The sequence below is a fragment of the Rhizobium sp. BK661 genome (genome assembly GCF_024808825.1).
Taxonomy (GTDB): Bacteria; Pseudomonadota; Alphaproteobacteria; order Rhizobiales; family Rhizobiaceae; genus Rhizobium.
This window is the reverse complement of sequence record NZ_JANTYT010000027.1, coordinates 1-24,278: the sequence shown is the minus strand read 5'-3', so window position 1 is coordinate 24,278 and position 24,278 is coordinate 1. Positions and strand designations below refer to the sequence as shown.

Sequence of the window (24,278 nt, the reverse complement as noted above, 5' to 3'; positions counted from 1 at the left end):
CGTTAGTTGTGACCAATGGCTTGCTCGAGGCGGCCGCTGAAGAGGGCGGCAAGTGCGGCGATCGTCAAAAACATGAAACGGCCGGAATCCAGCGGGCTCAACGCCATGGCGTGCTCGGCAAGTCCAAATGCTTCGCTCGGGTCTCCGCCGAAAACCAGCGCTGCGGCGGCGGTGAAAACCACGTATCCCGCGCCGGTATTGAGGTCGAGGGCGCGGCGCACTGCGTGAAGACCGACATCATAGTCGCGTGCCACCATCGCAAGCACAAAGCCGGCCCTCGCCAGCGACATTGCATCCTCGTCGCCGGCAACGATTGCGCGGCGGGCGAGCGCGATGGCCGCCTCGGCGTCGTTCGCCCCGGCTGGCGGCCACCCGCGTCGCCATCGAGAGTGCGAGGGTAACCCTGCTGACGGGCGATCTACAAGGCATTGTCAGGGCAAGGCAGCTTAGCCGGGCGACGATGCGCAACATCAGTCAGAACCTGTTCTTCGCCTTCATTTACAACGCCGCTGGCGTGCCAATAGCGGCGGGGGTTCTCTACCCCGTCTTCGCAGTCCTCCTTTCCCCCATCATTGCCGCAGCCGCCATGGCCCTGTCGTCCGTGAGCGTCGTCGGCAGCTCCCTATTCGCACACCTTGATTTTGATTGCGGCATCACTTGGCATTATCGTCGTGTTCATCATGCTCCGGAAGCAGTGGCCGCACGCGCTTGGCATCGCCCCATACCTTCTTCTTTTGGCATGTCCGCTGATGCACCTGTTCCATGGACACGGTGGCCATGGAGGTCATGACCACAAGGACGGCGCGTGATGACGTACGAGGACTCTGCGATAAGCACCAACGACCTACTGGCTCCGCCCCAGCAGGTCTTCGCGTTCCTTGACGACCCAACCGTTGTCGAAGCCCATTTGCAGAAGCGCTCGCTAATGATGCTGGGTGCCACCATGCGATACGACGTCGATGCCGGGAACGGGCAAGTCGTCGGCTCCATCGTAAAGATGCGCGGCAAGGTTCTCGGCATGGAGCTGTTCGTCTAGGAGATCATCACCGAATGGCACCCACCGTGGCGGAAGCCGTGGCAAACGCTCGGCCGTCCGAAGTTCCTCGTCATCGACTCCTATGGACTTCGTCATCAGGCCGATCTCGGAAGGCACCCGGTAATCGTCAAAATTCAATACTCGCATTCCCTCAGCCCGGTGGGTAGCTGGCTGGGCGGAGTTCCGGCAAAAGCGTACGCCAGGTGGTGCGTATCAAAAATGACGTCGGAGGCGGGCAATCACTTCCCACAGTCTCCGAAAAGAACCTGAATGGAAGGCCGGTCACCCGGCCCTCCCGACGGCCTCAGGCGGCCATCTTCTCACAGCTGTCCGCGCAGCGTCGGCAAGCATCAACGCAGCTTTCCATGTCGCCGATGCGCTCGCAGTCAGCAGCGCATTCCCGGCAGATTTCCGCGCATTCACGGCAGGTGTGCTTATGATGCGGTGTGCCGAGCAACATGAAATGCGCCGATGTACGGCACATTTCCGAGCAAGCCATCATGAGACGGAAATGGTCAGGCTTCGTATGTTCGCCACCCATTTCCAAACAGTGGGTCATCGCCATCGATAGGCACTCCTGGTAGCAAGCCAGGCAGGTCTCGATGCAACGCTTCATTTGTTCCGATTGGTGGTGCATGACCGGCTCCTACTTGGCTTCCTTCTCGACCCACTTGGTCATGTACGCGATCTCCTTCTTTTGCGCAGCGATGACCTTCTTCGCCATGTCCTTCGCCGCTTTGTTATCGCCGTACTTCAGTTCGGCCTCGGACATGGCGATTGCGCCCATGTGGTGGGCGATCATCCCGCAGACGAAAGCCACATCGGGGTCTTTCTGCATCATTCCCGTCATCATGTCGTCGTGCATCGACTTCATGCCGTCCATCACGGCCTTCTGGTAATCGCCCATTTTATCCATGGGCATATCCATCTTCACGTCACCGCCAGAAGACATGTCCATCTTCATCCCGCCGCCGGACGCCGTGCCCATGTTGGCCATGTCCATCCCCTTGCATTTTTCGGGAAGGGTCATTTCCTGGGCGATAGAAGGCTGCACTGCAAATGACAGGCAAGACGCGGCGAAAGCCGTCAAAAGGTACTTCGTTTTCATCGGAAATCTCCAAAGATTGGGTTGATCGAAACGTCAGACCGCGACGTCTCTCGGCGGCGGATCGATTGGCCTGATCAACAGGAGCGGGCTTGCTGCCGCGTGTCCCGGGAAAACGATGCCTCCCAACCGCAGCGACGCACCGGAGAGCACGACGATCGGCATAAGCGGACAGCAATGCATGTCAGTGCAGCATGCGCCTACATGTATCGTATCCGGCTTTTCATCATGTGAGCCTGAGTAGGCATGCACGCACTGCCCGCCCAGCGAACCAGCGTTCACCGACGGGGCCATCGCCGCGATCACCATCAAGCTCAACGCCAGGGCGATTATGGCATGGGCCATTTTGCTACGAATACGGCTCACTGCGAATTTCCCTTTCGCTTCCACTGCGAAAGCAGAATTTTGTTCCTGAGGGCGATATGGGCTGGGAAGCTTGGAAAGCAACCAAGGAGCGCGAAGTGGATACCCAATTTTTACAGAGTCACGGCACTCTCCACGGCAATTGGAGGGGATCGAATGCGCAAAGGCTACAGGGGTTACCAGATCGCCTTGCACTGGGTTATCGCTGGACTACTGCCGATACAGTACCTCACTGGAGGTAGTATTGAGCGGACCCATCATGCGGTGCACATGGGCGTGCAGCCGTCGGCGACCGACGTTCTGCAGCATCTGATCCACAACTATGCAGGGCTTGTCATCGGCGGGTTGATGGTCCTGCGGCTTCTCCTGAGGATTATGCAGCCGCCTACAAAAGCAACGCCGCTAACACGCGCCGACCTGCTCGCGACAGCCCTCCACATTGCCTTCTATACAGCGATCATCGGTCAAGCCGCACTTGGTTTCGTCGCCAGCTATTTGACCTTCTCCGTCGCCCCGCTTCATGCCATCGGATCGAATGTGATCCTGATGATGGTCGCGATCCACTTCACCGCTGCTGCCTGGCATACGTTGATCAAGCGAGACGCTACAATCGACCGGATAATCCTTCCCCGCACAGACGAGCCGGTTACCTGAACCGTCAGGTCAGACGCTAACCGCATTGTTGGACCCAAGTCCGATGGCGAGGGGAGCGGTTAGTCCTAGTCTCTTCCTATCCTCTTCTGCTGGGAGGATAGTGGGAGGCCACAGCGGAGGGGTGGTTTGCAAAAAGCCGGGGTCGCCTCCCTCAAACTCGTTGCCGTCCGAAATTGCAGGCGGTTCAGCAAAATAGATGTTGACCTTCCAACGGTGGCAAGCCGTACACGCCCCCATGACTGCCTCACAATGGTCGCGAATCTTTGAAACGTTCGGGAGCGCAATTGAAGCGAGGCCGCTTTGGCTGTAGCTCTTGGGAATGGGCAAAATGTATCGAATCGCACTGAGCAGACTGCTCATATTCGTGCGGCTGGTGATCATCGTATCGCTGGCAGGATACACCTTGTCCAACGCAAATGCCGCCATGCATGGATCGGCTTTCCCCGAATTGCCGTCACCAATTGCCGCGAGCGGGCACGACCATAGTGCCATGTCTCACGATCATCACGGCATGTCCGGTCACGATCATTCGATGTCCGGTGATCAGGCGGCGGCTCAAGATGTTTCCCAGCAGCATGATCACGGGTCATCCACGGGCGATCACGACCAGTTCTCCAAACAGCAGTGCTGCAAGGATTTCTGCGGCGGCTTTGGCATTGTTTGTGAAGCTCACGACGTAGGCGGACCCGTCGTGTCTTCGATCCGGCAGTTCGTCAACGATCAAAGTCTCGTTGGCGAGCTGCCGCCTCTGTATCGACCGCCTAATATCTGAATAGCGATTAGCCCGTCCTGACGGGTCCGGAAGGCATGCCGTGGCGACAGCCGCGCCTGCCGGTCGACTTCTGCTATTCGGATTTTTCAAAATGAAACCTTCCCTTTTTGTGGTGGGGCTGCCCCTTTTGATTGGCGGCTGCGCATCCACCCCTCCCGATGTTATTGCGTCGGCGGACGTCCAGCAGACGTACTCGGTGCGTCCTATTCGATACCGTTCGCCAATCTCTGGCTTCGTTGCCCGCCAGCCTGTCGATCCCAAGCCGTGGCGGCAACAAAACGAGCAGCTGTCTCCGAAGACCGGAGACCAATCATGATCGCGATCAGGAGAGCGGTAGTCCTGACAGCTATTCCACTGGTTCTGGCCGGTTGCGTCAGCAGTGCCGAATACGCCGGAAAGGAAGCGGGCTTTTCCACGGTCTCTGCCAAAGTCGGTGGTGTCACGTCTAAACAGACTGTCTGGGTGCAAAACCAACAGCAGGCACAGGCAACGTCCTCTCGCGTGAGGGCCATCCTTGGCAGGAACAAGGTGCTGGACGCCGAGACAGCCGTTCAGGTCGCGCTCATCAACAACAAGGGCCTGCAGGCAGCCTACGCCGACCTCGGCGACAGCGCGGCAGATGCCTGGCAGTCGACGATGCTGCTGAACCCGACGGTTTCTGTAGGCTTCTCGGGGGTCGGTGCGCCGGAACTTGAGGCATTTCGTACAATCGAGGGGGCGATCACCACAAACCTTCTCGCCTTGATGACGAAGAAACGGGACATCGAAATCGCCGACACCCGTTTCAGGCAGGCTCAGTTGAACGCTGCCGTTAGGACCCTGCAGCTCGCAGCGGAAACCCGTCGTGCCTGGATCAACGCCGTCGCCGCATGGGAAAACGTCGGTCAGCTGCAACGAGCACAAGCAGCCGCCGACGCAGCGTCGGAACTCGCCGAAAAGCTCGGAGAAACAGGCGCTATGACCAAAAGCGGCCAAGCCCGTGAGCATGTCTTCGTTGCCGAGCTGGCTGGCGAAACGGCGAAGGCTCGACTGACGGCTCGTCTTGCCAAGGAGGAACTCACGAGACTGATGGGCCTATGGGGCACAGATGTCGATTACCAGGTTCCAAACAGTCTCCCGGCACTGCCACGGTCGCTTGCCAAGCGCGACGCAATAGAGACCGAAGCCCTCAGAAATCGTATTGACCTTCAGGTCGCCCGCCTGGAGCTGGAGGCCACCGCGCGATCCTATGGCCTGACCGAGGCCACCCGCTACGTCACGGACCTGGAAATCCTCGCAGGCTTCGAAGCCGAACGCGAAGTCGAGGACGGGAAGAAGAAGTGGGAAACCACTGCCGCTGGCGAGCTGGAGTTCTCAATCCCCATCTTCGACACCGGCAAGGCAAGGATGCGCAAGGCCGAGCTTGGCTACATGCGGGCCGCGAACCAATTGGCGGAGAAGGCCGTCAATGTCCGTTCGGAGGCAAGATCGGCCTACGAGGCCTACCGCTCCAACTACGACATCGCCCGGCACTACCGCAACAACGTCGTGCCGCTGCGTACCAAGGTCGAGGAAGAGTCCCTGCTCACCTACAACGGGATGATCACCAACACCTTCGAATTGCTCACCGACACTCGGGACAAGATCAATTCCATCCTGCTTTCCGTCAACGCCAAGCGAGATTTTTGGCTGGCCGACGCGAACCTTGCCCCCGCTGTCTATGGCGGCGGCTCGTCTGCGGCGGCAGCCGAGACCGAGGTTGCTTCGGCCTCCGAAAGCGGCGGCGGCGCTCATTGAGAAAGGGCACTCAGATGTTCAATAGACGACAACTTTTTGGCGCTGGTGCAGCCCTGGTGGCAGCCGGAGCCTGGACCAAGACGTCCGCGATGGGCCTACCGGACGCTCCGGCAATGGCGTCGGCGGATATGCAGCCTCCACTGCACCCGACCTCGGGCCCTGACTATCAGCCGGTTGTCACCCTCAACGGCTGGACACTTCCCCATCGGATGAACAATGGCGTCAAGGAATTTCACCTTGTCGCCGAGCCGGTGGAACGAGAGATGGCGGATGGCATGACCGCCTACCTCTGGGGCTACAACGGACAATCTCCAGGACCGACCATCGAGGCCGTCGAAGGTGACCGTGTTCGTATCTTCGTCACCAACAAACTGCCGGAGCATACGACGATCCACTGGCACGGCATGATCCTGCCATCGGGTATGGACGGCGTTGGCGGTCTCACGCAGCCGCACATCCCGGTCGGCAAGACATTTGTCTACGAGTTCGATCTCGTGAAGTCCGGCACCTTCATGTACCACCCGCACTCGGACGAGATGGTCCAGATGGCGATGGGCATGATGGGCTTCTTCGTCATCCACCCCAAGGACCCAAAGTTCATGCGGGTCGACCGGGACTTTGTGTTCCTGCTCAACGCCTATGACATCGATCCCGGCACCTATGTGCCCAAGGTCATGGAAATGACCGACTTCAACATGTGGTGCTGGAACAGTCGCATTTTCCCCGACATCAGCCCGCTTGTCGTTTCCAAGAACGACCGCGTGCGTGTCCGCGTCGGCAACCTGACGATGACCAACCACCCGATCCACATGCACGGCTATGACTTTGAGGTCACCTGTACGGATGGAGGCTGGGTGCGGCCGGAAGCGCGGTGGCCGGAGGTCAGCATCGACATCCCCGTCGGGGCGATGCGGGCTTACGAATTCGATGCCAAGTACCTCGGGGACTGGGCGATCCATTGCCACAAGTCGCATCACACCATGAACGCAATGGGCCACGACATCCCGACCTTCATTGGTGCCGACAAGTCGAAGGTAGCCGAAAAAATCCGCAAGCTGCAGCCCGATTACATGCCGATGGGAACCAAAGGCATGGCTGACATGGGCGAAATGGAAATGCCCATCCCCGAGAACACCATTCCCATGATGACCGGTTGGGGTCCCCACGGGCCCATCGAGATGGGGGGCATGTTCTCGGTCGTGAAAGTCCGTGAGGGCATCTCGGCCGACGATTACTCCGATCCGGGTTGGTACGAAAACCCGCCCGGGACCCAAGCCTGGGAGTGGACCGGCGAACTGCCGGACGCTCCCGAGGCCACAGACGCAAACACCACCATCACGCCGAAGCCGATGAAACACGGTTGACGCACATCCTCAGCAACGAAGGACCTGACATGAAAATTTACGCACTTGCACTGGCTCTCGCCGCCGTCACCTCCCCCGCACTGGCCTCCGGCAACCACGCTGGTGGGCATGGGGAAAAGATGGCGGTTGGTGAACCCGGCGATAAGGCGAAGGTCACGCAGACCATCCGCTTTACAATGAAAGAGACCGAAGACGGCAAGATGCTGTTCCAGCCTGCTGTCATTAAGGTTCGCAAGGACCAGACGGTGAAAATCTCCATCAAGAATGCTGGGGAAACCGACCACGAGTTCGTGCTCGACCAAGAAGGTAAAATCCTGGAGCACAAGAAGGTGATGGAGAAGTTCCCTGAGATGGAGCACGCCGACCCCAACGCAATTCGCCTGGCGGCGGGTGAGTCTGGCGAGATCATCTGGAAGTTCACCACAGGCGGCGACTTCAAGTTTGCCTGCCTCATCCCCGGCCACTACGAGGCTGGCATGCACGGCGACGTCACCGTCGCCGCCAAGTAAGCGCCCCCCAAAAAAGGAGACTAACATGAAGATCGCAATCAAACTCGCTTTGGCCTTCCTGCTCTCCGTCAGCGCCGCTGCTGGAGCATTCGCGCAGGAGTTCACCAAGGGCGTCGTCAACAAAGTCGACGCGAAAGGGCAGAAGATCACCATAAAGCATGAGGACCTGAAGAACCTCGACATGCCCGCCATGACAATGGTTTTTCGGGTCAAGGATGCGGCCATACTTGAGAAACTCAAGGCGGGCCAGAACATCGAGTTCGTTGCCGAGCGCGTTGATGGCAAGCTGACCGTCACGCAGGTCAAGTAAATAGTGCGCCCGGGCCGCTGAAAACCGGCCCGGGCGCGACGAAGACAGCTAATTGGCGCGAAGGTCCGTCGGTTTGAGTTAGCCGACTAGGACACCTGGCGGGTGCATAGCGATTCTACGAGGTCCTCTTTCCAGTCGAGAGTCGCCTGACTTGGCAGCGGAAGGTACTCCTTGCCACCCACGAAAACCTTCCCGGGCAGACACTTGACCCGCGCGTCATGATTTCCATGATCGATAAAAATGGTCCTGCCGTTACTCAGCCGCTCGGTCAGCCTGATAGTGACATCACGGTCATATTCCCGAGACCGAAACGCGGTGACGGATCGCACCGACAAGGCAACCGAGACAATCCGCCGAGAAGATTGACGTGTGAAATGGGGGAAGGTCAGCGCCAATACTCGACGCCGCCAAGCTGACAAGAGCCGTGAATAGAATTGGCGGTCCCCACATGTAGCCCTCCCGAGCCGGAGTGAGTGGGATTCCTTGCTCAGAGAGCGGTCGATATCGAAGGTCCGCATTATGTCGCAACGCTCCGCCCTTGAGGTCACTCGCCTTTGCGTTGTCCAGGACGTCGAACACGTGCATGCTGTAGCAACCATCGCCCCGTTGCAGGTCATCAGTCAGAGAGCCCGCGATCCCTCAGAAGACAACCGCTCGGCTTGGCAGCCAGGGTCGATGCCTTGAAAGAGGCGTGTGCCGCTTCGTTCAACAACATCTCCCGGGAGTCCTCGGTGAAGAGCGGTGCGGTGAAATTTATCTGGTAATTGCAATGGTGGTTTTCTCGCTCGTGCGGGGCAATAAGTGTCTGAATTTCTTCTATTATGTGAAAACCTCCAGGTTCACGTAATTTAAATGGCCGCAAGCTCGGATGTTGCGACCACAATCCGTCACCACGGGCTCATGTCGCTGTGGACACACCGCTGGAAAGGAGCTTCACCAACGCTTGAGCGCCGGCAGTCGATGACGCAGGGTTCTGGCCCGTAATCAGACGTCCATCCGTGATCGCAAAGGGTTCCCAGTTGGGTTTTTTTTCATAGATTCCGCCCAGACGTCTCAGTTCGTCCTCTACGAGGAAAGGCACGACGTGAGTGAGCTGAACCTCTTCTTCCTCGGTGTTGGTGAAACCCGTAACGCGCTTTCCCTTCACGATCGGCTCGCCCCGATAGGTAACATGGTGGAGCACACCGGGTGCGTGGCAGACGGCGGCGACGGGCTTGCCGGAGTCGTAGAAGGACTCGATTAGCTTGATTGAGTCAGGATCTTCGGCCAGATCCCACATTGGACCGTGGCCGCCCGGGTAGAATACGGCGTCGAATCCATCGGAACGCGCGTCCTTCAGCAACTTCGTCGTCGCGAAAACCTGTTGCGCGGCTGGATCCTTCTTGAATCGCGCCATCGCTGGTGTCTGGTTTTCCGGAAGATCGCTCTTCGGATCGACGGGAGGCTGTCCGCCTTTAGGCGAAACAAGGGTCAGGTCGATCCCCGCGTCGCGGAATACAAAGTAGGGGGCAGCACCCTCCTCCAGCCAGAAACCCGTCTTCCGGCCGGTGCTTCCTAGAATGTCGTGTGATGTAAAAACCATCAAAATCTTCATCTGTCGGCTCCTCGCTCAATGTTCGGCAGTCGAATGCTGCACGAGCCGGAGTATGCGCGTCGCCCGGCGCCATTGCACTTGAACGATGGTATCGGCGATACCGAATGGTAATGGCGGACCGTTCGGAAGTCCTCAAGGTGTCTGGAGTTTGCAATCGCGCATTGAACCGCACTTCCCGGCTGACCGCATCGTGGTGCTCGACCAGCGGCTTCGCATTATCCAGCAACACCTCGTTGGGAACGCCACCAAATCGAAGGAACGCACCTTCCAGTCCTTCGAACCGGTCGGTTTGCCCCTCTCGCAACGAGGCTCGGATATGTATGCGTCTCGAGTAACACAACGCTGCGACAAACACGTACACCCGAAGCCGCTCACCGGCGACCCATACGCACGTCTGGCCAAAGTCGATTTGCAACTGGCGACCTGGTGGAATTTCGAACCGAACTGTCGCACGCTTCTGAGCCTACAACTTCCGTCGCCACTGCCGAACTCGAAGCTCTACAGAACGCAGGCCGATGACAATCCCGTGCTCGATCGCCAACTCCTGGCGTATTACATCCGCATTGCCGTCATGACGGAAAAAGCGTTCTCGCAACCAATCGTCCAGCCCGTCAAACGAACTGCGCCGAACAGGTTTCTTGAAAAGCGACACGCCGCCTTCCCGCAAATATCGGCGAACCGTGTTGCGCGCGCACGCAAATTCCTTGGACAGCCGCTTGGCACCCAACCAAGAACATGTAGTCGCAACATTGCCACCAACTCAACCTGAAGCATATCCCCGCCCTGCATCGTTCGCGACAATGGAGATGCAATAAAATCTCGCTCGTCATCCAACTCTCCTCGTTTGACACGAGGGGTCAGTTCTTGCTTCGTTGGGCAGTTTCTCATTTCTCCCGACATTCCTGACGGAACGACGACAAGTATCGTTTGAGAGGCATGCCGTCGACCACCAACACCATCGGATCGCAGAGTACTGAAACTCAATGACAGTGCCGATAGCAGTCTTCACGTCCGGATGTTGACTTCGCCGTCGATGGTGCGGTGAAGAGTTGCTGTCGCAATGTCGTCAGTGGCGACAACACTCGCTGGCTTCTGAGGCTGACCAGTCCCTTAATCTTTATCTGACGTTCCATGCTACCGCTGTCGCACCGACGGTTCCGTGCAAGGAGTAGGTGATCAGAAGCGGTCTTGGATCAACGCCGCGGCCGCGCGGTGGGCTGGAGCTTCCCTGCCCCCTTTCATACGTTCGTAGATTGGTCTGAGCAGGCCCTCAGCCTCCGCGGCGCGACCCTGCTGTTGCCAAATCGTGGCCATGTCAGTTGCCGCCCTCAACTCCCAGGCTCCAGCGCCTTGGCTACGGCTTAGTTCCAACGACTTCGCGAGGTAGGTCTCCGTATCCATGTTGCTCAACTCGGGTGCCCTGAAAACGATTTGCCCCCTGAGCCGCAAAAGCTCCGGTAGGTAGGAGTAATAGCCCTTCTCTTCGATCAGTTGTTCGCTTTCCTTCGAAAGCGACCAGGCATCAGCAAATCGTCCCAGAGCCACCAACCCCGTAATGATGACGAATTGGAACCGTACCGTGAAGAGTTCGAAGCGTTGTGTATGGAGAATTTCGAGCTGCTCTTGTAGCGCCGCGACCCCAGCCTCGGCGTCGCCGCGGCGGATCGCAATCTCAGCCTGATAGGCGTGTCCTATGGAGAGATAAGGGCCGAAAGCCTGCGTCTTCGCACGGGCGATGAAAGGTATCAAATGCTCTTCGGCGACATCGAGATCACCGATCCAGAGGAGTGTGGCGATCGAACTTAGGGAGATAGCGAACGAGACGGGATGACGCATTGTCTCCGCATCCTTGAAGCATTGTCGGATCACCGCGCGCGCCTGATCGACATTGCCCTGGAGCCAGAGGTTCGTAGACCATCCAATCCTCGCCCACGTATAATGATCGAAACCATAGTGCATCTGTTTGCTGGCTGCCGGCAAACCTGGTCCGACAATCGGTGCCAAGGTCGCGTGGGCCTCCTCAAGGCGTCCAACCAGACAATAGGAGAGACCGAGTAGCGCCTTGGAAAGCATGGTTGCTGCCGGATCGTCGAACTGGCTCGCAATTGCGGAGCAACGTTCGGCGTATTCCAGACACCGGCGGAACTCCCCGCTCCGCAAGTGGAAGAAGTAGATCGGGCCGTGCAGCCGAGCGGCATTCAACAGGTCGCCTCGCGCTTGGGCGATCTCCAGACTTCTCTTCAGCGCCGAAGACGATACTTCGTTGTGGCCTCTCATGAACATAACCGAGACGCCGAACGTCGCCTGAAGCTGCATTTCCTCGACGCTGCCGCGCGTCGTGTCGTCCAACGACTGTAGGGCGCGCTCGGTCCAACGCTGGCATTCGGGAAGCAGGCCCATGGCACGAAAGACTGGAGCGACCGAAGCAACCAGGCCAACCCCTAACGATACATCGCCTTTTCCTCCGAAGCACCATTCCAAGGCACTGCGGACGTTGTTGACAGCGTTGAAGTGTGGCGCGCGCTCCATCGGGGTCAAGAGCGATGTCCATTCGTTGCCGTTCTGATCGAACCACAGGCGGCAGTAGGCGGCATGCCGCCTCGCCAGTTCCTCCCGCTCGTCTTCCTCGCTGAGTTCGATCACATAGGCGCGTGTGGTATCGAGAAGGCGATAACGCATCATCGCGCCGATCGGACGGGCGGCCACCATCGACTTTTCCACCAGACTGTCGATGGCGGCAAAAACGGAGGCGCGCTCGAGAGTTTCGTCCGCTACCACGTCCAGGGCGGCATCGAGCGGGAAATTGCCTACGAATACTGCGAGCCTGCGCAGAACCGCCCGCTCGGGTTTGGACAAAAGTCCGTAGCTCCAGTCGAGCGTCGCCTGCAGCGTTTGATGGCGAGGCGGTGCCGTGCGCAATCCCTGCCAAAGGTGCGTCAGCCTTTGATCGAGTAAGGCGGCCGTCTGCTCAAGACCATATGTCTCGACGCGTCTGGCGGCCAGTTCGATGGCCAGCGCTACCCCGTCAAGCTTCCGGCAAATATCGGCTACGATCGCCGCTTCCGCCTCGTTTCCATTCAGTTGGGCACCGCCCGCTATCGCACGTTCGACGAATAGCTGGACCGCCGGATACTCCGCGATGGCTGCGGTGGCTTCGGGCGGACAAGCCAGCGTATCCAGCCGATAGATGCGTTCATTGTCGATCCGCAATGCTTCCCGACTCGTCGCGACAATGTGAACGTGCGGCGCTGCGTCGAGGATGGACGACACAATGGTGGCGATCGTCTCCACGAGGTGCTCACAGGTATCGAGGATCAGAAGAAGGCGTTTTTCTCTGAGAAACCTGATGACATCGGGTGTCGCGTCTTCGGCTTGGACCGGAAGTCCGAGCATTGCGGCAATTGTCGTCGCCGCGAGTTTCGGATCGGAAATAACGCCCAAATCTACGAACAGCACATGTCCGGCGAAAGCGTCCGCCGCCTGATGCGCAGCGGCAATTGCAACCGTCGTTTTTCCGACACCTCCCGGGCCAACAATCGTGACGAGCCGTGAGCCCACCAGTTGCGCGCCTAGTTTGATGACGTCGACATCACGGCCCACCATGCGGCCGAGCCGCTGAGGAAGGTTGGCATGAGGAAACGACTCTTTGGGCGTGGAGGTGTCGTTTTCGTCGGGGAGCGCCCGTTCGGTGGGAGCGACAAAACAGTAGCCTCTCCCGGCAAGCGTGGCGATGTAGCGCGCTCCATCCTGGCCGTCTCCAAGCGCCTTGCGCAGGCCGGCCATATGGAACCGAAGACTTCCCTCCTCAACGATGGCATCCGGCCAGACCCTGTCCATCAGCTCCTTCTTGCTGAGGACTTCGTTCGGAGACGTCGCCAGCGCTATGAGAATCTCGAGGGCGCGTCCACCCAGTTCCACCGGGATTCCCTCCCTGGTCAGCATCCGCTCGTTTACCGCCAGTTTGAACGGCCCAAAGCGGACTCCTGTGCTATCCCCGACTGCGGCCGCCATGACCAATCCCTCAAGCCGACGCTCCAACGCCCGGCGGACATTAGTCCACCGGGTCGCGCTCCGCCACTACGCGAAGGTATAGAAAACTACGAGACACCGTATGCGGCGAACACAGCTAACTGTTAGCACGCTGCGAGTTCGGGCCTAACAACATCTAATAACGCATAACGGGCGTTTCCCCGCCTCCTGCCGTAGGTTTTGGACAGCACAAAGGTGCAGCCGAAACGGACACACAGGAGACGACCATGCATACGAAGGTTATCGAAGAAGTCGATCAGGATCGCCGCAAGTTCCTCGCTGCCGCTTCGCTCGGCGTCGCAGTTGCTAGCACCGGTGCTCTTCTACCTTCTCATTTGCTCGCGGCCTCTCAAAGCGGCGACACAATCACGCCATTCCACGTACATTTCTCCGACGAGACGCTGAAGGACCTTCATCGCCGCGTCCTCGCCACGCGTTGGCCGGATGCTGAGACGGTCAAGGATCACTCGCAGGGCGTCCAGCTCGCTACCATCAAGAAGCTCGCCGACCACTGGGCCAAGCACTACGACTGGCGCAAAATCGAAACGAAACTGAACTCCTACCCGCAATTCACCACGAAGATCGACGGGTTGGAGATTCACTTCATCCATGTGAAATCCAAGCACACGAACGCCCTGCCGATCCTTGTTACCCATGGATGGCCCGGTTCCATCATCGAACAGCTCAAAATCATCGAGCCCCTGACCGATCCGACCGCGCACGGCGGCAGTGCCGAAGACGCCTTCCATGTCGTCATCCCATCGCTTCCCGGCTACGGCTTCTCCGGCAAGCCGACGGAGCCCGGATGGAATCCACCACGTATCGCCAAGGCCTGGGCGGTGCTGATGCAACGCCTCGGCTACGCAAAGTACGTCGCGCAGGGCGGCGACTGGGGCAATGCGGTTACCGAACTGATGGCTGTGCAGGAACCTCCGGGATTGCTCGGCATCCATACCAACATGGCGGCAACCGTTCCCGCCGACATATCCAAGGCACTATCCGCCGGCAGCCAGCCCACCGGCCTTTCGCCTGATGAAAAACGTGCATGGGATCAGCTCGACGATTTCTACAAGAATGGTCTTGGCTACGCCATCGAGATGAATAACCGGCCGCAGACGCTTTACGGCATCGTCGACTCACCGATCGGGCTTGCCTCATGGATGCTCGACCATGACATCCGCAGCTATGACATGATCGCTCGCGTTTTCGACGGTAAAACAGAAGGGCTGACCAAGGACGATGTTCTCGACAACGTCACGCTCTACTGGCTGACCAACACGGCGATCTCTTCCGCCCGTCTCTACTGGGACAACGCGCACTTCCCGTCTGGTGGCTTCTTCGACCCGCGCGGCATCAAGCTTCCGGTGGCGGTCAGTGCCTTCCCTGACGAAATTTACCAGGCCCCCCAGAGCTGGGCCGAGAAGGCCTACCCGAAGCTCATCTTCTACAACCGGCCTCCCAAGGGTGGCCACTTCGCAGCCTGGGAGCAGCCGATGCTTCTCACGGCCGATCTGCGCGCCGCCTTCAAGCCGCTCCGCAAATCGATCTGACCAGATCTGCGGCGTTCCCCCGCGCCGCAGTCAATTCAGCATTCCAACCCCCATGCATGAAGGAGAAAGACAATGTCAGACAACCAGATCGTCGATTCCAGCTTCACCGCGATCATCAACGCGCCGATCGAGAAGATCGATATTCCAACCTGGTGCTTCACGCTGCCCGAGAAGGAATACCAGGGCTGCTCGCCCGCCCATATCGCTGCCGGCTTCACGACCGCGCCGGACGGAACGCGCATGTCGATCAACGTCGAAACGATCGGCGGCAGCCTGATGGTACAGCACTACGTCGAAACGCTCGGCGAAAAGGATCATCTGATCCTTGATTCCGACTCAGATGTGTTCACGCCGACGGGCCGGGTAACCATTCACGTGACCTGGGAACTAAGCGTCAAGGCAATCGACAAGGATCGCTGCGAATTCACCAACCGGGTGCAGTCCTTTGCGACCCAGGAAATGCTCGCATCCCTCGATCGGCAGGGCATCCCTTTCGAAATCTTCCGCACACAGCGCCAGCCGATGTCGATCGCCCACAACAAGGGCGAGACGCCGCTGTTCGCAGCCAGCATCGAACGCCACGCGCTTCGCAGCCAGCAAGCGTCGAAGGCCGCCTGAGGGCGAGCGGAGGAAACAATGTCCGAACTCTCCTACGAACACGGCATCACTGGTCTCCTGGTGGTTGATCCGTACAACGACTTCATCTCCGAGGGCGGCAAAATCTGGCCACGCATCAAGGATGTCGCCGAAGCCAACAACTGCGTCCCGCACATGGAGCAAATCCTCAAGGCGGCCCGGCAGGTGAAAGTCCCGGTGTTCTTCGCGATGCACCACAGGTACCGCGAAAGCGACTACGAAAACTGGAAGTACATTGCCCCCATCCAGAAAATGGCATGGAACCGGCGGTCGTTCGAATACGGGACCTGGGGCGGTGAGTTCAGGGCGGAGTTCGTGCCCGCCAAGGGCGAGGTTGTGGCTTCAGAGCATTGGTGCTCCAGCGGCTTCGCCAACACCGACCTCGACAACCAGCTCAAAAGGCGGGGCATCCACAGGCTGATCGTCATCGGGCTCATCGCCCACACCTGCATCGAAGCGACCGTCCGTTTCGCGGCCGAACTCGGATACGACGTCACCGTCGTGAAGGACGCTGTCGCCGACTACTCCGACGAAATGATGCACGCGGCCCTGGAAATCAACATGCCGAACTACGCCAGCGCCATCGTGACGACGGAGGAAATCCTCAAAGCCTTCGCTGCCATGGCGACTGTGGCACCGGCCGCATAGTCAAACGCGCCAGAGGGCGGCACGTCCGCCCTCTGCCATCTCCCAAAGGGCCGGCGACCCCGCGACGAAGGAGTGGAGGCATCGGTCATAACCTGCCTCAGGAAGCGCCATCCGCATTCGCCAAAACGATCATCGACGTCGCTGACGCCGGATCAATAAAGCCAACCTCGCCCCTCATACGCAACGAAAGCAAACAGGAGTGCATCATGGACCAGAAAGCGAATTCCAAAGTTCTCTACACTGCAAAGACCCACGTTACCGGCGGACGCGAACATGGCGTCGCGCGGAGTTCCGACGGGCGTCTCGATGTCCGGTTGGGGGTACCGGGGACGGCGCGTATAGGGACCAACCCGGAACAGCTCTTCGCGGCAGGCTGGTCGGCCTGCTTCGAGAGCGCCATCGGGCTCATCGTGCAGAAGAAGCGCATCACGCTCGGTGGCGATGTGACGATTGACGCAGAAGTCGATCTCAATCTGTCCGACACCGACGGGTATTCGCTGACCGCTCGCCTGCATGTTGGCATCCCCGGCGTGGAGCGTGACGTCGCCCAATCACTGATCGAAGAGGCTCATCAGATTTGCCCTTATTCCAGGGCTACGCGCGGAAACATCGCCGTCACGATCAAGCTCGTTTGAACGCAACTCAAACAGAAACATCTCGGCCGAGCGGCCGAACCAGCAAGGAGTGCGTGCAATGACTTCCGCAAACGGTACAGCGCTGATTACTGGCGCTTCCTCCGGCCTCGGGGCGATCTACGCCGACAGGCTCGCTCGGCGAGGCTTCGACCTCATCCTGGTGGCCAGGGGAAAGGAAGCCCTGGCCACCGTCGCCGGGACAATCGTCGACGCAACGGGTCGATCGGTCGCGACCGTTCAGGCCGACCTGGGTAGCCCCGAGGACCTCCGTCGTGTCGAGGCTGTCTTGAAGGACAACTCCTCGATCACCATGCTCGTCAACAATGCGGGCGTAGGTTCTGTCGAACCGCTTTTGAAAGCGAACGTCGACGACATGGAGCGAATGATCGAGATCAACATCGTGGCCTTGACCCGTTTGGTCTATGCGGCCGTCCCGGCTTTCGTCGAACGCAAGCGCGGCACAGTCATAAATCTCGCGTCCGCTCTCGCGTTGGCTCCTGGCATGTTCAACGGTGTTTACGGAGCGTCGAAAGCATTCGTGGTCGCATTGACGCAATCCCTGGATAAGGAGCTTTCAGGGAGTGGACTTCGCTTCCAGGCGGTGCTTCCGGGGGCAATCGCTACCGCGTTCTGGAAGGCATCCGGAGGATCACTCGACCATCTGCCGGAACGAGCGGTCATGCACGCCGAAGACGCCGTCGATGCGGCCCTTGCCGGCCTCGATCTCGGTGAATTGATCACGTTGCCGTCCTTGCCGGATGTTTCCGAGTGGGACGCCTACGACACCGCGCGGCGGAATCTGATCCCCAAGATTTCCTTGAACAAACCCGCACAGCGCTACCTCACCGCAGCTCGAGCATAAGCGACTTCGTAAGGGCCGGCATGGCCACGTTGCATCGAAAGGACAACTCCATGAAATCGACAGCTATCGTCTTGGCCAGCCGGCCCACTGGCACACCCGGACCAGAAAACTTCCGGACCGAGGAGATCGACGTTGGAGCACCGCTCGACGGCCAGGTCTCCCTTCGCGTGCTCTACCTCTCGCTGGACCCCTATATGCGTGGTCGCATGAGCGACGCCAAATCCTACGCCGAGCCGGTGCCCGTCGGCGGCGTCATGGAAGGCGAGACCGTTTGCGAAGTCATGCAGTCTAGGAGCGCGGAGTTCAGGGAGGGCGACATTGTCCGGGCGATGACAGGCTGGCGTACCCATGCAGTCATCGATGCGAGACGCGTCAAACGGGTAAACACCTACGGAGCACCGGCCTCCACAGCGCTTGGTGTTCTAGGTATGCCAGGCTTCACCGCGTATGGCGGGATGAAGGTGATCGGCCAGCCCAAATCGGGCGAGACCGTTGTGGTTGCCGCCGCTTCCGGTCCGGTGGGCTCGCTTGTCGGCCAACTTGCCATGCGTGTCGGGGCGCGAGCCGTCGGTATCGCAGGTGGCCGCGATAAATGCGACTACGTCAAGACCGAACTCGGCTTCGACGCCGTGGTCGACCACCGCTCGCCGGATTTCGCCTCGGAGCTGGCAGCAAACTGCTCCAATGGCATAGACGTCTACTTCGAAAACGTCGGCGGCCACGTCTGGGATGCTGTATTTCCGCTGCTGAACCTCTATGCCCGGGTGCCCGTCTGCGGGTTGATCGCCCAGTACAATGGATCTGTTGTTGGCGAGCAGGACCGACTTCCTGCGACGATGTCGGCGATCCTGCGACGTAGTCTCCTGTTGAGGGGCTTCATCAACACCGAGTTCGTCCCCACGCACTATGAAGCGTTTCAACAGGAGCTTGGTCCGCTCGTCGCCGTGGGTGAAATAAAGTACCGCGAGGATGTGGTTGACGGCCTCGACAACGCTCCTGAGGCCTTCATCGGAATGCTCAAGGGCAGCAATTTCGGCAAGCTTTTGGTACGCGTCTCATAAGGGCCCGATATCGCGTTCACGACAGCGACAAAAGTAATACTTTTTGTCGCTCTCCCCTTAAGACAGGTCGTACTGGTCGCTCCGTATTGGCCGCAGACCTTCAAGGCGAGAGGAACGTCCGTCTGGCCTCGTGCCGAGACGTGCCCGCCGCAGTTTCAAAAGGAAGATGATGACAGTTACCGGCGCCCAGTTCATCGGCGGGCGATCCGACAGCGGCCGGGAATTCACATCGACTTTCCCATCTCGCGACAGGATATTGCCGAAACGACCGGCACGACGCTCCATACGGTCTCCCGAATCCTGAGCGCGTGGGGATCGAAGGGGATCGTTGAAGGCGGAGGCCAAAAGATGACGGTCCGAGATCCTCAGAGGTTGCTTACCCTTGCAGAAGGCGCGCGGGATTAGGAACAGACATTCGCCCTGGGTAGCCAATGCCCCTTGAAACAGATGAATAAGCGAAAGAAAAGGGCGCTACTCGAACTCAAGTCGGAGCGCCCTTAGGTCGTAAACGGCAGCGTTGCGGCGGAGGCCGTGGTCCGACAAAACGCATTTCAGCGGATTCGCATATGCTCCGCAAGATCCCCATCACGAACGACCCATCTCGCCAGCCCACGTTTTCACACATCGTCCACCGCCTGCCCACAGGTTATCCACACTGTAAATCTACGCTCCTATCCCGGAATTCCGACCGAGTGGCCGCCCTGTGGATCACTTACAATCCGACAAGACGTGACGGCAGATCTCCTGTTGCGGATTCCCCTTGCGTAGATTTGCGCCTATGGTCACCGACGCCTTATTGAGCGCAGGCGGCGGACCTCGGAGGGAGCGGTGGAGGGTGCAGGCGTGCCCCCCGGCCGCATCTCCGGCTGATAGCACATACGAGTTCGGTCAAATCGCACGCGGCCCCTGGAATCAAAATTTGAAGAGATCTCCATAACACATTGAAAATGATTCGTTTCCAATCGGAACGAATCCCTTGGACGGGCTTTGAGTCGCTGTCGAGAGATTCGGAGTAGAGCGTATGGCAGCGGGTCATCGTGCCCAGTGGAAGGGCTTCCTCAAATTTGGCGAAGTGAGCTGCGGCGTTGCGCTTTACACGGCGGCCAGCACGTCAGAGCGCATAAGTTTCAACACGATCAACAAGGTATCCGGGAACCGGGTCAACCGAATCTTCATCGACAGCGAGACGGAAGACCCGGTGCCAAAGGAGAAGCAGACCAAGGGGTTCGAGATCGAAAACGGCCAATACCTCATCATCGATCCCGAGGAGGTGGCTGCCACGATCCCCGAGAGCAACAAGACCCTGGAGGTCGGCTGTTTCATCCCCTGCTCCGACGTGGACGATGTTTATTTCGACAAGCCCTACTATCTCGCGCCCGACAAGTTGGGCGGGGACGCCTTTGTCGCCCTGCGCGATGCCATGAAAAACTCTGAGGTCGCAGCAATCGCCAGAGCTGTCCTCTTCCGTCGGATGCGGACCGTTCTTATACGCCCACACGGCAAGGGTCTGATCGCCACTACCCTCAATTACGACTATGAAGTCCGCTCCAGCAAGAAAGCATTCGAGGAAATACCCAGGTTGAAGATTGAGGGCGAGATGCTCGATCTTGCCAAGCACATAATCGCGACGAAGAAGGGCGAATTCGACCCGGCGACTTTCGACGATCGCTATGAGGCTGCCCTCGCCGATCTCGTGAAAGCCAAGATGGAAGGCCGGTCGCTCCCGAAACCGAAGAAGGTGGAGGTGTCGAAGCCGAACGACCTGCTGGCCGCCCTCCGGGAAAGCGCAGGAATGATGAAGGCTGCCGCCGCCGACAAGCCGAAACGCTCCGCAGCCAACGCCAATCGAGGTCCGGGTCGACAGCGCGCGACACGCGAGTCGGCTCCAAAAACTGCCACTTCCGGTGCTTCTGCGCTTCGCAAGACTGGTTAAGGAGATCGAGGCATGGCACCGCGTCATTATTGGAAAGGCTACCTCAAGCTGTCACTGGTCACCTGCCCGGTGGCAATGACCCCGGCCACGAGCGAGAGCGAGAAGGTCCGCTTTCATACGCTGAACAAGGATACGGGAAACCGGGTGGTCTCCCAGTACGTTGACTCCGTGACCGGGAAGCCCGTGAAAGATGGGAACGAAGCCAAGGGTTATGCCCGCGGTGAGAACGACTACGTCATTCTCACCGACGACGATCTCGATCGCGTCGCGCTAGATACCGTGAAAACCATCGATATCGAGAAATTCGTTCCGGCCCACACCATCGAATGGGTCTATCTGGAAAAGCCGCACTACCTGATGCCGGATGACGCTGTTGGTAACGAGGCCTTTGCCGTCATCCGAGATGCCATGAAGGCCGACAAGGTCGTGGGTGTCTCGAAACTGGTGATGGGCCGCCGCGAGCGCGCCGTCATCCTCGAGCCCCGAGGGGACGGCATTGTGCTTTGGTCGCTTCGGTTCGGCGATGAAGTAAGACCGGAAGAAAGCTATTTCGAGGATATCGCCGCCAAAGCGGATCCTGACCTTGTCCCTCTCGTTCAGAAGCTCATCAAACAGAAGTCGGCTCATTGGTCGCCGGATATGGCCAGCGACCCGATCCAGACCAGCCTGTTGAAGCTCATAGAGACAAAGAAAAAAGCGCTGAAGCCGAGGAAGACGGCAAAGGGAAAAACGGCCGAAACCGCACTGAAATCGAACGTCGTCAACATCATGGAAGCTCTGCGGAAGAGTGTCGAAGCTGATCTCAAGGGCCGAAAAGCGGGGTGATGGGATGCATCTGACAGACACCAGGGTTGCCCATGAGAACAACGGCTGGAGGATCGAGTTTCGAAGTCATGATGGCGACGCAGTGACGGTCCTTGTTTGCGATTGCGCCAACGTCGATGAAAAGGCCGCAGTAGAACGTGCTCGCGCGATCCTGGTCCAGCTGACGGCCTTCGGAACGCGGGGCGGCGGCCGGAGTATCAATTCATACGACGCCGCCAGCAACGGAAATTTCGATCATGACCAACCGTTTATCGACATCTTTCATTGAGGCGACCTTCGAATGCCCTGATGATGGCTCCGGAGATGGGCAAGTGTGTTAAAAGACCGCAACGGAACAATGAGCACGAACTTCAGGATGAATACATAAGGGTTTTGAGCAACCCTTTGGGTGGCATCGCCAGGATCTCTGGCCCGCCCTAACGCAGGGCTATTTTATAACCATGGAACAGAACCCACTTGTTTTGTTTGGCGCCGGAAGAACGGGTGCGCACTTCTCCGTTATTCCTCGAACTAGCCGCCTAGCTGCTCCGTCTGCTCTTGTTGAGGCAGGGCTCCTTCTGGGGCTATGGACTACTCACATTGTGTCAGTATCCATGGCAACGATCTAACGATACACTCGTTAGGCTTGTTTCCCGAAAACAGGCGCATTGGCGTTAGGGAAGGCTCCGGACCCCTCTCGAGCCTTCCCCCAACCACTGTTTCCCCTGATGTCGCTGAAGCCTGTTTGCTGGTCGCGGGGATGAACGTCTTTCTGCGAATTACCGTCACGACAAGCAAGGGGTGCCCAACAGAACCGATGGCTTTTGAGCTGGCGAAATCAACCAAGATAAAGCCAACCATCAGAAGCCTGATGCGTATCCCGGATAATTTGCTGTGTGTGGGAGTTGCCGGCATGCCTTTGATGGATCATCGCATCAATAAGTACCGAGAGACGGGAGGAGCATCAGACATCGTAGGGGTGGAGGTTCTCGTTCCCAAAGCGAGACGAGATGAAATCGTGAATGCCGCGGCGGAAATGCGCTCTAGGCATCGGGCCGAAAAGAGCCGTCTTGTAGAATTTATCAGAATCGCTACCGAGCGTATGGGCTTCTCAAAGTTTTCAATAACATCGACATCGAAAAGCTGAACGATCGTCCGCAAAAGGCGCGATCTTGCCAAAGCCCTTATCGAGCGCGGTGATGCGCGGGCCTATGCGATGGGGACAAAGAATGCTCGTCTTCCCAGGAGACGGGCGCTGATTGAACTCACGCGGATCCAAAAGAGGTCATGGCCTCCCTCGCCGGGAACAGATCAGCCGGCCCATTGGGCATTTCGGCGTCAATCCGCTTCAAAAAGTCGAGGAATTCGGTCGCTCGGTGACGCTTGTAGCAATGACCGATCACGGCGCCAGTCGCGACGTCGAGCGCGAACAGGGCGGTCGTGCCATTGCGGACATAGGTATGAGTGCGCCGTTCGGCGACGCCCGGCGCCATAGGCAGCACAGGCTGCTCGCGATCCAGGGCTTGGATTTGTGACTTCTCATCCACGCAAAGCACGACCGCCCGGTCCGGAGGCGACATGTAAAGTCCGACGATGTCCTGCACCTTATCGACGAAGAGCAGATCAGAGGAAAGCTTGAATGTCCCGGCGCGATGCGGCTGCAGGCCAAATGCTGTCCAGATCCGACGGATGGTGGTATGCGAAAGTCCACTGGAGGCTGCCATCGAACGGATGGACCAGTGCGTGGCATCCTTGGGAGTGGTGTTCAATGTACGCTCGACGACCTGAGCAACCTGGGCATCAGAGACAGTTCGTGGTCGACCGGCACGATATTCATCTGTCAGCCCTTCAATACCATCTTGTAGGAACCGGCGGCGCCACTTGCCAACCGTATGCTCGTGGACCCCGAGACGCTCGGCAACGTCTTTGCTTTGCAGATCCTGCGCGCACAACAAGACCATCCGGCATCGATCCGACAAGGAGCGCGGCGCTTTATGCCGGCGCACCTGAGATTACAGGAAATTTCTATCCGCGTCGCTCAGAACGACGAGGCCTGCTTGCCTGCCAACCATCAATCAACTCCTGCTCTTCTAACAGAAGCCGAACAAAATGAAGCTTATTTTGGTTCCAGGGTGACTAGGCTAAGGCCAGCCGCCGCAGCCTCAAAGCGAGCAGAGGTCACGACGGCCCATTTCTCGTTAAAATTGTTACCTCCAACTCTGTCGGAGTTGGTTTGTATGGTGTCGGTCGTCGAGGAATTGAAAGGCAAGCTGGCCGAATTGGAGGCGCGGCTTGAGGCGATCAGGGCTGAAGCTCTGATCCTGGAAGGCCAAAAGTCGGCGTTCATGACCGTACTCAAGGTCTTCGATCCCAGCACGATGTTCGAAGTTCGTCAGCAGGCCAAGAGGAGGGATCGGTCAACGACGCGAATACCGCTGGTATTGCCACGAGACGCCAAGCTACCCAAGCGTGTCGCGGACGGCTTTCATCCGCGAGATATCTAGTCCAACCTGTATTTTTCGTTGAATAGCTGAGGAGCTTTTGACCTTGCCCCGTTGAAATAATCCATTTTGAAGTAAGCTCTGGCCCATTGAGAGGACCAGGGAATGAAGCGCAGCCGTTTCACAGACGAACAGA

Annotated in this window: 27 protein-coding genes and 4 pseudogenes; 22 read left to right on the top strand and 9 right to left on the bottom strand. The window is 58.5% G+C overall.

Annotation, left to right across the window (positions count from 1 at the left end; translation table 11 throughout):
• Nucleotides 1–2: 2 nt before the first annotated feature.
• Nucleotides 3–290, bottom strand: coding sequence for a hypothetical protein (locus FHX16_RS28575; RefSeq protein WP_183864873.1), 288 nt, complete (start codon nucleotides 288–290; stop codon nucleotides 3–5).
• 80 nt (nucleotides 291–370) lie between these two features.
• Between FHX16_RS28575 and FHX16_RS28570 the strand changes: the two are divergent.
• The 3 genes and pseudogenes from FHX16_RS28570 to FHX16_RS28560 form a co-directional block, all read left to right on the top strand.
• Nucleotides 371–625 (top strand): annotated as a pseudogene (locus FHX16_RS28570) (haloacid dehalogenase); the annotation flags it as partial.
• 16 nt (nucleotides 626–641) lie between these two features.
• Nucleotides 642–809: a DUF2933 domain-containing protein gene (locus FHX16_RS28565; RefSeq protein ID WP_348649652.1), complete on the top strand. Its 168-nt coding sequence runs from the start codon at nucleotides 642–644 to the stop codon at nucleotides 807–809.
• Nucleotides 809–1,036, top strand: coding sequence for a hypothetical protein (locus FHX16_RS28560; protein WP_183864871.1), 228 nt, complete (start codon nucleotides 809–811; stop codon nucleotides 1,034–1,036). Before FHX16_RS28565 ends, FHX16_RS28560 begins: the two co-directional genes overlap by 1 nt.
• Before the next feature lie 304 nt (nucleotides 1,037–1,340).
• Here FHX16_RS28560 and FHX16_RS28555 read toward each other — a convergent pair whose 3' ends face one another.
• Genes FHX16_RS28555 through FHX16_RS28545 form a run of 3 tightly spaced genes read right to left on the bottom strand, consistent with a single transcriptional unit; the run spans nucleotide 1,341 to nucleotide 2,507 of the window.
• Nucleotides 1,341–1,673 (bottom strand): four-helix bundle copper-binding protein, encoded by a 333-nt coding sequence (locus tag FHX16_RS28555; RefSeq protein WP_183864870.1) that lies wholly within the window; start codon nucleotides 1,671–1,673, stop codon nucleotides 1,341–1,343.
• 9 nt (nucleotides 1,674–1,682) lie between these two features.
• Nucleotides 1,683–2,144 carry a DUF305 domain-containing protein gene (locus FHX16_RS28550; RefSeq protein WP_246712823.1) on the bottom strand — a complete coding sequence of 154 codons (462 nt, stop codon included), beginning with the start codon at nucleotides 2,142–2,144 and terminating at the stop codon, nucleotides 1,683–1,685.
• Between the two features lie 33 nt (nucleotides 2,145–2,177).
• On the bottom strand, nucleotides 2,178–2,507 hold the full coding sequence (locus FHX16_RS28545) for a hypothetical protein (protein WP_183864869.1): 330 nt from the start codon (nucleotides 2,505–2,507) through the stop codon (nucleotides 2,178–2,180).
• 153 nt (nucleotides 2,508–2,660) lie between these two features.
• On the opposite strand from FHX16_RS28545, the gene FHX16_RS28540 reads away from it, so the two are divergent.
• The 7 genes from FHX16_RS28540 to FHX16_RS28510 all read left to right on the top strand — a co-directional run bounded on the left by FHX16_RS28540 (nucleotide 2,661) and on the right by FHX16_RS28510 (nucleotide 7,889).
• Nucleotides 2,661–3,158: a cytochrome b gene (locus FHX16_RS28540; RefSeq protein WP_183864868.1), complete on the top strand. Its 498-nt coding sequence runs from the start codon at nucleotides 2,661–2,663 to the stop codon at nucleotides 3,156–3,158.
• A gap of 319 nt (nucleotides 3,159–3,477) precedes the next feature.
• Nucleotides 3,478–3,930 carry a hypothetical protein gene (locus FHX16_RS28535; protein WP_183864867.1) on the top strand — a complete coding sequence of 151 codons (453 nt, stop codon included), beginning with the start codon at nucleotides 3,478–3,480 and terminating at the stop codon, nucleotides 3,928–3,930.
• Nucleotides 3,931–4,021: 91 nt separating this feature from the next.
• Nucleotides 4,022–4,246 carry a hypothetical protein gene (locus FHX16_RS28530; RefSeq protein ID WP_246712828.1) on the top strand — a complete coding sequence of 75 codons (225 nt, stop codon included), beginning with the start codon at nucleotides 4,022–4,024 and terminating at the stop codon, nucleotides 4,244–4,246.
• Nucleotides 4,243–5,706 carry a TolC family protein gene (locus tag FHX16_RS28525; RefSeq protein WP_183864866.1) on the top strand — a complete coding sequence of 488 codons (1,464 nt, stop codon included), beginning with the start codon at nucleotides 4,243–4,245 and terminating at the stop codon, nucleotides 5,704–5,706. Before FHX16_RS28530 ends, FHX16_RS28525 begins: the two co-directional genes overlap by 4 nt.
• A 14-nt stretch (nucleotides 5,707–5,720) precedes the next feature.
• Nucleotides 5,721–7,070: a multicopper oxidase family protein gene (locus FHX16_RS28520; protein WP_183864865.1), complete on the top strand. Its 1,350-nt coding sequence runs from the start codon at nucleotides 5,721–5,723 to the stop codon at nucleotides 7,068–7,070.
• Nucleotides 7,071–7,099: 29 nt separating this feature from the next.
• Nucleotides 7,100–7,579, top strand: a complete 480-nt coding sequence (locus FHX16_RS28515) for a plastocyanin/azurin family copper-binding protein (RefSeq protein WP_183864864.1) — start codon at nucleotides 7,100–7,102, stop codon at nucleotides 7,577–7,579.
• Between the two features lie 25 nt (nucleotides 7,580–7,604).
• Complete coding sequence (locus FHX16_RS28510) at nucleotides 7,605–7,889, top strand: copper-binding protein (protein WP_183758242.1); 285 nt, start codon at nucleotides 7,605–7,607, stop codon at nucleotides 7,887–7,889.
• 898 nt (nucleotides 7,890–8,787) lie between these two features.
• Here FHX16_RS28510 and FHX16_RS28505 read toward each other — a convergent pair.
• From FHX16_RS28505 to FHX16_RS28495, 3 genes and pseudogenes are all read right to left on the bottom strand, one after another.
• Nucleotides 8,788–9,483: a type 1 glutamine amidotransferase domain-containing protein gene (locus FHX16_RS28505; RefSeq protein ID WP_183864863.1), complete on the bottom strand. Its 696-nt coding sequence runs from the start codon at nucleotides 9,481–9,483 to the stop codon at nucleotides 8,788–8,790.
• Nucleotides 9,484–9,634: 151 nt separating this feature from the next.
• Nucleotides 9,635–10,313, bottom strand: a pseudogene (locus FHX16_RS28500) (IS21 family transposase); the annotation flags it as partial.
• Between the two features lie 346 nt (nucleotides 10,314–10,659).
• Nucleotides 10,660–13,494: a winged helix-turn-helix domain-containing protein gene (locus tag FHX16_RS28495; protein WP_183864862.1), complete on the bottom strand. Its 2,835-nt coding sequence runs from the start codon at nucleotides 13,492–13,494 to the stop codon at nucleotides 10,660–10,662.
• A 245-nt stretch (nucleotides 13,495–13,739) separates the two neighbouring features.
• On the opposite strand from FHX16_RS28495, the gene FHX16_RS28490 reads away from it, so the two are divergent.
• From FHX16_RS28490 to FHX16_RS28465, 6 genes are all read left to right on the top strand, one after another.
• Nucleotides 13,740–15,062, top strand: a complete 1,323-nt coding sequence (locus tag FHX16_RS28490) for an epoxide hydrolase family protein (protein WP_183864861.1) — start codon at nucleotides 13,740–13,742, stop codon at nucleotides 15,060–15,062.
• A gap of 72 nt (nucleotides 15,063–15,134) precedes the next feature.
• The gene (locus FHX16_RS28485) at nucleotides 15,135–15,680 is read left to right on the top strand and encodes a hypothetical protein (protein ID WP_183864860.1); all 546 of its coding nucleotides are present in this window, start codon (nucleotides 15,135–15,137) and stop codon (nucleotides 15,678–15,680) included.
• 18 nt (nucleotides 15,681–15,698) lie between these two features.
• Entirely contained in the window at nucleotides 15,699–16,346 is a 648-nt protein-coding gene (locus FHX16_RS28480; RefSeq protein WP_259131657.1) for an isochorismatase family cysteine hydrolase, read from the top strand.
• A gap of 206 nt (nucleotides 16,347–16,552) precedes the next feature.
• On the top strand, nucleotides 16,553–16,981 hold the full coding sequence (locus FHX16_RS28475; protein WP_183758231.1) for an organic hydroperoxide resistance protein: 429 nt from the start codon (nucleotides 16,553–16,555) through the stop codon (nucleotides 16,979–16,981).
• A 58-nt stretch (nucleotides 16,982–17,039) separates the two neighbouring features.
• Complete coding sequence (locus tag FHX16_RS28470) at nucleotides 17,040–17,843, top strand: SDR family oxidoreductase (protein WP_183864859.1); 804 nt, start codon at nucleotides 17,040–17,042, stop codon at nucleotides 17,841–17,843.
• A gap of 50 nt (nucleotides 17,844–17,893) precedes the next feature.
• Nucleotides 17,894–18,904: an NADP-dependent oxidoreductase gene (locus tag FHX16_RS28465; protein ID WP_183864858.1), complete on the top strand. Its 1,011-nt coding sequence runs from the start codon at nucleotides 17,894–17,896 to the stop codon at nucleotides 18,902–18,904.
• Nucleotides 18,905–18,961: 57 nt separating this feature from the next.
• Here the strand turns inward: FHX16_RS28465 and FHX16_RS28460 are convergent, their stop codons facing one another.
• Entirely contained in the window at nucleotides 18,962–19,189 is a 228-nt protein-coding gene (locus tag FHX16_RS28460; RefSeq protein WP_183864857.1) for a hypothetical protein, read from the bottom strand.
• Between FHX16_RS28460 and FHX16_RS28455 the strand changes: the two are divergent.
• From FHX16_RS28455 to FHX16_RS28435, 5 genes and pseudogenes are all read left to right on the top strand, one after another.
• Nucleotides 19,112–19,309, top strand: a pseudogene (locus FHX16_RS28455) (Crp/Fnr family transcriptional regulator); the annotation flags it as partial. The gene FHX16_RS28460 and the pseudogene FHX16_RS28455 sit on opposite strands and share 78 nt — an antisense overlap.
• A gap of 616 nt (nucleotides 19,310–19,925) precedes the next feature.
• Nucleotides 19,926–20,837 (top strand): Ku protein, encoded by a 912-nt coding sequence (locus FHX16_RS28450; RefSeq protein WP_183864856.1) that lies wholly within the window; start codon nucleotides 19,926–19,928, stop codon nucleotides 20,835–20,837.
• Between the two features lie 12 nt (nucleotides 20,838–20,849).
• On the top strand, nucleotides 20,850–21,662 hold the full coding sequence (locus FHX16_RS28445) for a Ku protein (protein WP_259131655.1): 813 nt from the start codon (nucleotides 20,850–20,852) through the stop codon (nucleotides 21,660–21,662).
• 4 nt (nucleotides 21,663–21,666) lie between these two features.
• Nucleotides 21,667–21,930, top strand: a complete 264-nt coding sequence (locus FHX16_RS28440) for a hypothetical protein (RefSeq protein ID WP_183864854.1) — start codon at nucleotides 21,667–21,669, stop codon at nucleotides 21,928–21,930.
• A gap of 471 nt (nucleotides 21,931–22,401) precedes the next feature.
• Nucleotides 22,402–22,788 carry a hypothetical protein gene (locus tag FHX16_RS28435; protein ID WP_246712822.1) on the top strand — a complete coding sequence of 129 codons (387 nt, stop codon included), beginning with the start codon at nucleotides 22,402–22,404 and terminating at the stop codon, nucleotides 22,786–22,788.
• A 166-nt stretch (nucleotides 22,789–22,954) separates the two neighbouring features.
• Here the strand turns inward: FHX16_RS28435 and FHX16_RS28430 are convergent.
• A pseudogene (locus FHX16_RS28430) lies at nucleotides 22,955–23,647 on the bottom strand (IS630 family transposase); the annotation flags it as partial.
• Between FHX16_RS28430 and FHX16_RS28425 the strand changes: the two are divergent.
• On the top strand, nucleotides 23,534–24,145 hold the full coding sequence (locus FHX16_RS28425; RefSeq protein WP_259131708.1) for a hypothetical protein: 612 nt from the start codon (nucleotides 23,534–23,536) through the stop codon (nucleotides 24,143–24,145). The pseudogene FHX16_RS28430 and the gene FHX16_RS28425 sit on opposite strands and share 114 nt — an antisense overlap.
• The last annotated feature ends 133 nt before the right edge of the window (nucleotides 24,146–24,278 follow it).